The sequence below is a fragment of the Bartonella grahamii ATCC 700132 genome, assembly GCF_000518085.1.
GTDB classification, from domain to species: Bacteria; Pseudomonadota; Alphaproteobacteria; order Rhizobiales; family Rhizobiaceae; genus Bartonella; species Bartonella grahamii.
The window spans coordinates 1-1157 of record NZ_JACX01000069.1 but is presented as its reverse complement, the minus strand read 5'-3'; the positions used below and the strand labels follow the sequence as shown (position 1 = coordinate 1157).

Annotated in this window: 1 protein-coding gene and 1 pseudogene; both read right to left on the bottom strand. The window is 47.1% G+C overall.

Annotated elements, in window-relative coordinates; all coding sequences use genetic code 11:
• A pseudogene (locus U736_RS0108775) lies at positions 1 to 873 on the bottom strand (alanine-zipper protein); the annotation flags it as partial.
• Positions 874 to 894: 21 nt separating this feature from the next.
• Positions 895 to 1128, bottom strand: coding sequence for a hypothetical protein (locus U736_RS0108770; protein WP_026500695.1), 234 nt, complete (start codon positions 1126 to 1128; stop codon positions 895 to 897).
• Positions 1129 to 1157: the final 29 nt, after the last annotated feature.

The window sequence follows — 1157 nt, the reverse complement described above, 5'->3', positions numbered from 1 at the left end:
CTCAGCTGTATTCTTGACATGATCAACCGATTGTTTAAGGTCATTGACATCTGCCAACGCTCTCAATGCCGTTTCTTTTGCATCACCGGCTACCGAAGATGCTGTCTCAGCTGTCATCTTGGCTTCCTTCGCTGTCGTGAGAGCTTGCCCACTGCTCGCTGCCGCCGTTTCTGCAACATTCTTCACCTCACCCATCACCTGCTTGGCATCATCAAAAGCGCTCTTGGTTTGTTCGGAAAGTGTTTTTGCATCTCCTGCCGTTGCCTTGGCTTCTCTTGCCTCTGTCAAAGCTGTCTCTACTGTGCCTTGAACTTGTGTCACTCTTTGAGAGCTTTCCGTGACCGCTGTCGTCACTCTATCGGCTGCACCTTTAGTATCCTCCGCAATACGCTTGGCTTCTTGCGCTAACCTCTCTGCCGCTTCTGATTTCATCTTGGCATCTTCTGAAGAAGCTTTCGATATCTCTGCTGTCTGCTTGGCGGCATTGGATGTTGTTAATGCCGTATTTGCCTGCTCTAAAGCTGTCTCTGCTCTCGTCTTGGCTTCAGAAGCTGTAGTAACTGCACTCGCTGCTGTGCCTGCTGCTTGCGCTATCGTCGTCGCTGCTGCATCCGATAATTCCTTGACACTATCTGCTATAGTTTTCGCTTGATCTGCTGTTTGTTGCGCGCCATTCGCACGCGCCATGGCTTTTTCTGCTTCTTTCCTTGCATTAACAACCTGCTCTAAGGGCGCAAAGGTTTCATACGAATACAAAGATGCCGTCCCTAAAAGCTTCGGAACAACAACGCTGTCTTGAGAAGTTCCTGCTATCATTTCTTCTCTCGTCGCGACAGGTATCAAATATTCATGTTCATGATCGGGTATCTTCATCTGCTTTCGTCCTCACATCATTCAGAGTACTTCGTCTAATGAACACTCTTTCAAATCTTCAAACTCTTCTCTTAATGCCTCTAAGCGCTTCTCTAAATCTTTCAGTGAACCATCAAGCTCTGTTTTCAAAGCGGCTTTCAGTAAATCAAAAACGCCATTAAGCGGCGCATGTACAAAACCTCCCCCAGAATACAAAACGACCCGTACTTGAGACGGGTCGCTAATCTCTGATATCGCAAACGGTTTTAATGACATTTCAACTCCTCATGTCTTGATCCCATAAA